The organism is Parabacteroides sp. HGS0025 (assembly GCF_000969845.1).
In the GTDB taxonomy this organism is placed as follows: domain Bacteria; phylum Bacteroidota; class Bacteroidia; order Bacteroidales; family Tannerellaceae; genus Parabacteroides; species Parabacteroides gordonii.
This window is the reverse complement of the sequence record NZ_KQ033906.1, coordinates 102,831-110,595: the sequence shown is the minus strand read 5'-3', so window position 1 is coordinate 110,595 and position 7,765 is coordinate 102,831. Positions and strand designations below refer to the sequence as shown.

5 protein-coding genes are annotated in these 7,765 nt (G+C 36.5%); all 5 read right to left on the bottom strand.

Annotated features, from left to right (window positions below; all coding sequences use genetic code 11):
* Positions 1-4: 4 nt before the first annotated feature.
* The 5 genes from HMPREF1212_RS25310 to HMPREF1212_RS25290 are packed head-to-tail and all read right to left on the bottom strand — an operon-like array spanning position 5 to position 7,764.
* A complete protein-coding gene (locus tag HMPREF1212_RS25310; protein WP_052725099.1) occupies positions 5-3,451 on the bottom strand; it encodes an ATP-binding protein in 3,447 nt (1,148 codons plus the stop codon).
* Positions 3,448-3,978 (bottom strand): hypothetical protein, encoded by a 531-nt coding sequence (locus tag HMPREF1212_RS25305; RefSeq protein WP_046151326.1) that lies wholly within the window; start codon positions 3,976-3,978, stop codon positions 3,448-3,450. Before HMPREF1212_RS25305 ends, HMPREF1212_RS25310 begins: the two co-directional genes overlap by 4 nt.
* An 11-nt stretch (positions 3,979-3,989) precedes the next feature.
* Positions 3,990-6,257 (bottom strand): dynamin family protein, encoded by a 2,268-nt coding sequence (locus HMPREF1212_RS25300; protein WP_046151325.1) that lies wholly within the window; start codon positions 6,255-6,257, stop codon positions 3,990-3,992.
* Entirely contained in the window at positions 6,254-7,513 is a 1,260-nt protein-coding gene (locus HMPREF1212_RS25295; RefSeq protein WP_046151324.1) for a dynamin family protein, read from the bottom strand. Before HMPREF1212_RS25295 ends, HMPREF1212_RS25300 begins: the two co-directional genes overlap by 4 nt.
* Complete coding sequence (locus HMPREF1212_RS25290; protein ID WP_046151323.1) at positions 7,510-7,764, bottom strand: hypothetical protein; 255 nt, start codon at positions 7,762-7,764, stop codon at positions 7,510-7,512. The genes HMPREF1212_RS25295 and HMPREF1212_RS25290 overlap by 4 nt, the downstream gene beginning before the upstream one ends.
* Between the last annotated feature and the right edge of the window lies 1 nt (position 7,765).

Sequence of the window (7,765 nt, the reverse complement as noted above, 5' to 3'; positions counted from 1 at the left end):
ACTATTACTTTTTTAAAATTGAACGAAACTCATTTTCCCAAACATTAGCAATATGGCGACGAGTTGGGTTTCCTTCTCCCCAATCTTCCATAAGACATTGCCTAAGATTGAAGTTTATACTTTCGGTAGTATCAACCTTACTTTTGATAAGAACATCTAACTGGTTGTTGAGATTATTGAAGTCTTTTGCTTCTGCTGCGGCTTTTTCCACATCAGACTTAAGACCGAGAAGTTGTGTGATAATTTTTGCCAGTTCTGGAAATTTTTCATCTTTCCAAAGCGTAATTGAGGATGTCTTCTGGTATCCGCTTATGAGATTAATAAGAGTAAGTCGCATTTGATTAGAAAGTCGCATTGTCTTCACAACACTCTTGAGATCATCAATCAATTCAATTCTTTCTGAAGCAAGAACTCTTCCTCTTATTAAAAAGTTTATTACCTGTGATAAAGCATTTTCATTATCAAAGTAATCAGTAGAATCTTCCTTTTGAACATACTTTATTCTTTCACCGTCATATTGCTTAACTTTACACAAAACTGGACTTACCCAATCATTTTGATAAACTACAGCCACTCCTGTGGGAAGTTTAGCTATTTCATCAATCTGATAATCCTTCATAGCAGCAGCTTTACCGGAAATTCTACGGTCATCACCATCAGGAAGGCGCATGATAATTTTAGTATTGGTATTTTTAATCGCTGCAGGATCAACCGAAGTTGGAGATTGATCTACAATAATGAAACCTTCACCGTAAGTTCGCATTTCAGCGATGGCATTAGTTATCATTTCAACAGATTTTCCCATTACATTAGAGCCTTCCATAGATTGCTCTGTGGAAGTCCTTTTGAGGATATTGTGGGCTTCTTCAAGTACAGTAATATGTTTGAGATTAGAGTTTGCATCTTTCGCAGACACCATTCTGTATTCATTTAGCCTCATAATGAGAATACCCATAATCAGCGCTTTTGTTTCCTGCGATCCTATCCGACTTAAGTCAATAATAGTATTATCATCAAATAGAAAAGCATCTGAAAGTTCTTTGACTGAGAAAATTTCCCCATTGATACCATTTGTTAACGATTCAACTCGGGTAACCAAAGAACCTATATAGTTGCCCTTCACCTCCTCGGAATAGGCCGATGAATTAATGGCTTTCTCTAGTTCAACAAGAAGGTCATCGAATGACGGGAATAAATCATTATTGTCTGAATACCTGTTGGTAGAATGATACAAGTCCCAGCCGCAATTTTCGTAAGATTTTAGTATCGCTTTTTTGAGAACGGCAGGCATCGCTGCATACATAGGCCAACAAACATTGAATATTTCGGTAAGTCGGTCTATATGTTCGAGGACATGAATACCTTCTGGAAAGCGGAAAGGATTGATGCGAAAGAGTGGAGTTAACATAGGATTTGTCCCTAATATGTTGACATTGCCAAACACATCTTTATATTCTCCCTTTGCTGGCTCTATAATAAGAAATTTGGCTCCAGCTCTTTTGGCTTCGTGAATCAGTTTATAAACGGTTTCACTTTTGCCACATCCAGTTGAACCTGTTACGAAGATATGTTGAGTCAAACTTTTAGCATCAAGATTAACTTCATTCTTGATTCGTTCAATACCTTGGTCAAATATAATTCCTAACGGAAGAATACGTTTTATCTCTTTGCCATAATGTCTTACAACTTCTTTAGCAAGTGAAACATGTTCTACTACTGGTAATCCGGGAACTGATTTGCGAGGTAAACTTAACATCATCGATAGTTCCTTGCTGTTGACAAGAGATGAATTTTCCACAGGAAAAGTTATATTAATTTCATCCTTGGAATACTCAAAAAGCGGATGACGAAAACTGCAAATAGAATTTGCCAACTGCTGGAGTGCATAAGAATTGCCACAGTTGTCATCTCCACACCATGTATTTACAGCTGAGGATTCTACTCCTGATTCTTCTCCTTGCATAATGGATTTGAATATTGATGCTCCAGTTTCAGCCGATGCAACATCATTGTCAAATGAGAAGAAATAAGCAGAGGTTGACCATAAGCCAGTACTTTCCGACATTGCAATCCTATCAAGTTGCTTATCTATTCTTTTTTGCAACTCTTCAACATGCTTATTATGAAGTGTCAAAGTAAAATTCTTTCCACTCTGTATTGTTGCGGTACGTCCATTTGTTTCATTAAAATTCTCAATATGAGAAATAGCATGAGCATCGTTTACATTGGTCGAGTCACTTTTACTATCTCCATATGTATCAGTGGTCCCCTTTGTAGTGGTCTTACCTGCTGCTCCTGCAGCAGCTAATCCAGAGCCAACACCAACGCCGGCAAAAGCTAATCCGGCTGGGATTCCTATACCTGTTGCTATTAAAGCAAAACCTCCAGCCGCTGCTAAAGCACCACCAATAATACTTGACGCTTTAGCAAGTGTACTTTTATTCGAAACACTTTCATTAGTCGAATTGGAATGATTAGTGCTCTTAGTGTGAGAAGAGCCTTCGGTATGAGTATCAGTTACACCATTGCTATAGCCTTTACTTCGGCTGATTGCGTTTGCTAATGATTCGTTGGTACTATACGTTAATTGCTGTGTGGCTACTGCTGAAAGTTGTGTATAGAGTGTTTCATATTGAGTCCTCATTTCAGATATAGTTGCCGATGTAAGGTTAGCCGCCAAGATAATAGAGGTATATCTCCGTCCCTGCATAGCCATTGCTAATTTCTCAATGCCTTGGACATAATTTGAGTTGTTATATGTGCCATTTTCGTCTTTAAAAGAAGGCACACCAACGCAAGAACTAACAGAAGTAGCTTTATGTAATTTATGAAGAAGACGTTCTTGGTCAGAGAAATTCTCACCTTGTTCCACGATAGAACAATCCTCCAGCATAATTCCTGGAAATTGCCCCTGTAATGAGGAGCGGAAAGTTTCGGCGACAGAACGATCCCCTTTTTTTTCATCATTGTTCCGAACACCAAGATAGAAATCAGTGTGATCTACAAAACCATCTACTATTAAGAAAATAGAACAATCAGCATAGGTCATAGCACTAATGGCACTGATGAATTTTTCGGTAACAAATTCATCTTTTTCATATACCATCTTCTTGATTTTAAAAAGAATAATGCCTTTACCAATTTCTTTTTCAGAAAAAGGAAGAACCTTTAGATTTGTAAGTTGCGTTAGATATTCTTTAAGCACAACATCGTCTACCATAGCCATAGCATTACCTGCAGTTCTGAGGTATTCTTCAATTTCCGCTACATTTGACGAATAAAGTTCATGTTTAGAGGGGTATTCACTAGCTTCCGTTGGATTTGTAGAATTAATAGAAATCGGTTCTGCCACATTTTCGTGAGAGAAAACTGAATCCTCAGATATATTGGACGTTGGAGTGAATACCGTTTCGCTTGGGCGTTTCTTGAATTTATCGTGAATCGTACTCATTTGCGTATATCATTAAGAATTAGAAGAACACCTCCAATTAGAACAGTACCACCGAAGATCGTAAGTAGTGTTTTCCCAAAGCAAATGCCAGCAGCTGTCAAAATAGCGCCACCAGTAGTTACTGTAATAGAGGTAGGTTTTACTTTACTTTTTTTTCGTGTTACTAGCATAGTATCAGATGCTGGTTTAGATGAAGATTGTTGTTCTTCCTTTTCCAACGTTTCCGCTTTTTCTTTACCAACAACTTCTATAACAGCTTGATAAAATGCAAGTTTTTCAACAGAAAAATTTGAGTCAAGATCATTCTTAACCTTAAATAGAAAGGCTTCATTCCAGTCTTCCTTTGGAGGAACATTATAATTAGCTTCTTTATTCTCTTCAAAGAGATTGGGTAATTTTTCTTTTGCATAAATCAGCATTTCAGCGAATGTTTTTCCACGAGGATCAAGAAGAAGCTCGTTTGACAGGGCTATGCGTACTTTACCCACGTTACCGTCTTCAACTGCTTTTATGAAATGTTCTTTCATGTCTTACTAATTTAGAAATAAATTAATTTATTAACTCGTTCAATAATTTCCTCCATCCATTTAAGGTTGGAAACTTGGCGATTTATTTCAGCCTGAGTTCTATTGGAGGATTCAGTACTTAGCTTGAGTTCTTCAAGCTTTTTGCAGAGCACATTGTCTATCTCAATAAGATAGTCTTTAAGATGTTTTTTAATCCTATTTGATTCTGACTGGGCATGAGAATATGCTGCGGATTTTGCATCTCTGAGTTGCTCCTGTAAAGGCTCTAGATAATCTGCTATGACTTTAGACATATTCACATATTCAATATTGTTTGGTATGTGAACAGTATAAGATTCTTCACGGGTTTCATACCGTTCAGAGCCCCAAGTCCATGGGGCAAAAAGCCAGTTAGTTTTTCTTTTTCCACGGACGGTACGAGTTCTTTCTTCGTTATGCCCTTCATCAACTGTGGTGCTATTTTGGTCCATCAATCGATTTAGATCATCAAGTTCTTCAGCGACAAAATCCAAAGGATGAAGGAACAGCTCTTGATTACTTGCGGTAATACCTAAATCAGTCAAATGACCTTTATATTCATCAAGAATTGTCTTATAAAGTGTCTTAAAACCACATTCAAGTATAGTAGAAATTCTTGAATCTAATTGATTAAGGATTTCTAGGCTTTCTTTTTCAACATCTTTGATTTTATACAAGGCTTCCGTTTTCTTAACTTTATCGCTGTTGTTAAAACGGAAAATGATCTTTTCTATTTTTGTTTTAGTTACATCAACGTAATCATCGATGTCGTCTTTGACATTACTAGAGAGATCTTCTTTGTCAATAAGACGAGACAATGTTTGAGCGGACTTTCCTGATTCGATACGATTTTGAATATCTGCAATCTTTTGGTCAAGCTTAACTTTGAGTTCTTTGTTTTTGCGAATATTTTCTTGCAGGGATGCCACTGTACGGAGTTCATTTAAACGGTTATTAAATGAGTCTACAAGGTCTTTTACTTTCAGTGCACGGGCATATTTGTCAATGTAAAGGCCAATCGCTGCTTCAATAGAGACTATACCGCTGTGGATTTCTACAGCTTCTTCTGGGGAAAGTTTCTCAAGCATACTGTCTATATCATGTTTAGCAGACACAGGAAGATTATTATAGGAATAGTATGTGTCGAATCGCATTTCAGGATATTCCTGAACAAGGGGACCAAAAACAGGAAGTACTTTGGGAATAGCTGGCTTATTTCTGCATTCAAGCGCAGCAAGTGCAGAGACAGGAAAAAGATTAGGGGAGAGAATGTGGTAGTCTTCTAGAACTTCACGAGCTGATTTCAAAGCATCTTCCGGATTTTCATCTTCTGGATTGAAACTGTCCATTTGATTAATGGCAAAAATGTATCTCTCGCGAGACTGTTTACCTCCTTTATCCATACATTCACATACGTAATCCATAAAGTTCTTTTGATCATCAACATTAAGCTGACGCCCGTTCATTACGAATAAAACGAGAGATTTATCCGAGTCCTCAAGCATTTTGTACGTCATGTGACGGTGATTTGCATCCTGAGAGTTATTAGGTCCCGGAGTGTCAACAAGAACAAGTCTCATACCTACACTATCTACGCAAGGGATTCTTCCATATATGTCTATTGCAGAAATAGAGGTGTCCGTATTCCATTCGCGCATGGTTCGGTACACAATGTTGGGATCTTCTTTAAGTTTGTTACCTTTTGAATCGTATGCGATAGCTGCAAAATTATCTTGGTCAGTATCAATTATGCGAACAATAGTAGCAGTAGTTGCCATATTTGCAACAGGCATCAATTTTTTATCAAGAAGGGCATTAATTAATGTAGACTTGCCAGAACTCATAGTGGCAACTACGTTAATTTCAAATTCTTGATTTTTAGCTTTTTCAAAAGCATTTAAAATTGATTTGTCACGAAGCTGTTCAACTGGTCCTTTTTTTATTTCATCAAACAATTTGTCTACCTCAATTTCAACATCGCTTACACTTTGTTGGAACTTAGGAAGTAAGTTACAAGAAATCTGACCGAAAGACTCAATTGAACACTTCAAATCATTATAATCAGTCTCTGTGCCAATAAACTCAATTTCATAGTTTCGGTCACTACATTCTTCAATGAGTATTTCGGGCAGACGAGATGACCACTCTTGTATCCTAAGTTTCCCAAAATTCAACTTGCTATTGGCTTTGGGCTTTTTACCATCTATGAGAATTTCTGTACTCAGTAGATAGGGATTGTATTTTATTTTTATTTGTTTCATTGACTAACAATTATTGATTCTAAATTAGACAAACCGGAACGAGCAAAGAAATCCTCATCAGCAGAACAGACACCAGTACCATACATTCCCATATCAAAAAAGGTAGTAGACATTTGTGCTTTGAACTGTTTTAACTCCACCTTCTCTAAAGGAGTAAGGCTTTCAAAACACTCTTTTTTGAGAAGCCATGCCATCTTTGCTGATATCGGAACGACCAATGCATCTGTTTCTCTTTTTTTTAGAGAGGCTTTGAATCGTTTCATAATCATTTCTATAGAGTCGTCTTCAGGGTCGAATCTATCAAGCTGATTCAAAATAAATATCTTTTTTTTCTTAGGTATTGATAAAACCTTATTTATCATGAAGGCTTCATCTTCATTCTCTATATATGGCGCATTGATTACACAAATAATAGAATCATAAGTACCATTCTTGATTGCAGATTCTGTAATTATTCGATGTGTCTCATCGTATGCATAATTAAGTCCGGGGGTATCTATTAGAACGAGTGGACTTTCGGAAAGAGTTCCAGAGAATTTGATAGAGATTAAATGCTTATCAGTTTGCGATAAATCTACTTCTTGCGTTTTTTCTATATAAACTCCATCAGAGTAATACACTCCATCATCTATGGGACGATTATATAAATACCATAAAGTCGATGTACATGCCGTGGATTTAACTTTGGCAATTCGATGACCAACAAGAGTGTTGATAATAGTCGACTTTCCGGCACTCATTGTGCCAACAATAAGAATTCTTTTTTTAGGTTGAGAGTTGAATTGCTGATCGATTATCTGATTTCTGATAAACTCTGATTGAGTATTGTTTGGAATAATACCATTTAAAAAGAAATCACATGCGATATAATGTTTCTTCTTTGATGCTGGAGTTATGGCTTCCTTGATTATTTCCTCAGAATCATTTGTGAGTATACCAGTAAGATTGGCGATGTGATAGAAATCCCACCAAAATGGTTCATTCATACGGAAAAAACTTAATCCTTCTCTACATAATGATTGGGCTTTTCGAGCATTTCTCATTTTATTGGAGCATGCCCAACCTTCGGGGAATTTATTTCCCAAAAGAGCTTCGCACATATAATCATAACAAAATCTTGCTGTTTGATTTTGTTTTGCCAAATGAGATAACATGTCCCCAAGTCCTTGAAGATATTGCTCCTTATGTTTTTTGTTTAAATCACTGACAGGATGATTATTATAAATCAGGGATGATGTGATAAGACTTTCAATCATACAATTTTTAATGGGTTATCATCAGGATTTCCTTTAAGTTCTCTCCATTTATGAAGATCTAATAAATACTCTTGACAAGCTGGAATTTCTATTGGTTTCACCGTTTCTATACAAGTTCTTATTTCCTTTATATCATTCATTATGTTGCCAAGTTCACTATTCTTTATCAATTGAAACCTATCTTTATACACTATAGACTCCAAAGGTGTAAGTTTCTCATCGAAATAAGATGCTAAAAGATTATCTTCCATA

Coding starts and splice junctions, on each gene's coding strand:
- HMPREF1212_RS25310 (WP_052725099.1), bottom strand. CDS start 3,451: ATGAGTACGATTCACGATAAATTCAAGAAACGCCCAAGCGAAACGGTA.
- HMPREF1212_RS25305 (WP_046151326.1), bottom strand. CDS start 3,978: ATGAAAGAACATTTCATAAAAGCAGTTGAAGACGGTAACGTGGGTAAA.
- HMPREF1212_RS25295 (WP_046151324.1), bottom strand. CDS start 7,513: ATGATTGAAAGTCTTATCACATCATCCCTGATTTATAATAATCATCCT.
- HMPREF1212_RS25290 (WP_046151323.1), bottom strand. CDS start 7,764: ATGGAAGATAATCTTTTAGCATCTTATTTCGATGAGAAACTTACACCT.
- HMPREF1212_RS25300 (WP_046151325.1), bottom strand. CDS start 6,257: ATGAAACAAATAAAAATAAAATACAATCCCTATCTACTGAGTACAGAA.